2 pseudogenes are annotated in these 1170 nt (G+C 29.1%); both read left to right on the top strand.

Annotation, left to right across the window (positions count from 1 at the left end):
* Positions 1 to 508 (top strand): annotated as a pseudogene (locus HMPREF1871_RS04985) (NEAT domain-containing protein); the annotation flags it as partial.
* A gap of 14 nt (positions 509 to 522) precedes the next feature.
* Positions 523 to 1170: pseudogene (locus HMPREF1871_RS04980) on the top strand (NEAT domain-containing protein); the annotation flags it as partial.

Here is a 1170-nt window from a genome sequence, read left to right as displayed (position 1 = left end):
TGTAGATTATAAAAATCTAGCTGACGGAGTATATAGCATTCATGTAGATATTATGAATGCCTCAGCTAATAAAAAAAATAGACCCTCTATGTCAGATAAAGGTGTTGACAAAGAAAAAACTCGTCTTGTAGTAGAAAATGGCGAATATAAAGTTCAACTCACTTTTAAACCTATTGAAAGAGGATGTCAAGGTAAGGACTTTAAAGGATATTTAGGGAATTTAAGTTATCTTACTAATAGTGGCGAATTTAAACAATGTAATATCCTAGAATGGTATAGTCCAAATGATACTGACAAATATATGGATATTTATAAAGCTAAATTCCCAGATAGAACAGCATATCCAAAAGTATTAGAATACCCAGTAGACAAAAATAATATACATAATGGTAAACTTCAAACAATGGTACAAGTATTTGTTCCAGTAATGGAAAGCCTCTCAGAAAATATGGGTACACAAGAAGCAAAACCTACATATGATTTTACTACAATAAAAAAAGTTAAATAAAAGAGGAAAGAAATATGAAAAAAAGAAAATTACTAACACTAACTATAGCTTCAGCATTAGTTTTTAGTTTTAGTGTTTTTGCAAAACCCGTAGCTAATTCTTATGCAAATGACACAACAGCTAACCCTACTGAAAAAGCTGTAGATTATAAAAATTTGGAAGATGGTGTTTATAGTTTGGGAGCTACAATTTATCATGATAATCAAGAACATATACCTTTAGAAGGTCAAAAAGGGAAATTATCAATGGCAGATGGAGCAATTGACAAAACTAAAACTCGTCTTGTAGTAAAAAATGGAGAGTATAGGGTTCAATTGACTTTTATTCCCTTAACTATGAAATTTTTAGGTGATGATTTTAAAGGTTTTCTTGGAAATTTAAGATATAATCCAACGTATAATCCAGTAACAGATGAAGGTAGTGAACCTAAAGATTATGGACAATGTAATATCTTAGAATGGTACGGAGAAAAAGAAAGTAAAACTTCTGCAAATGATAAATATGTAGCTGATGATTTGATGAAAATTTATCAACAAAAATTTCCAGATAGAAAATATTATCCAAAAGTGTTAGAGTATCCAATAAATAAAAATAATATTAATAAAAACGGGAAAATTATGACACTAACAGAAGTTTTTGTTCCTATAATGGAATCATTAGGT

It is taken from the genome of Gemelliphila asaccharolytica (genome assembly GCF_001553005.1).
GTDB classification, from domain to species: domain Bacteria; phylum Bacillota; class Bacilli; order Staphylococcales; family Gemellaceae; genus Gemelliphila; species Gemelliphila asaccharolytica.
The sequence above is the reverse complement of the archived record's forward strand: the minus strand, read 5'-3'. Positions and strand labels throughout refer to the sequence as shown.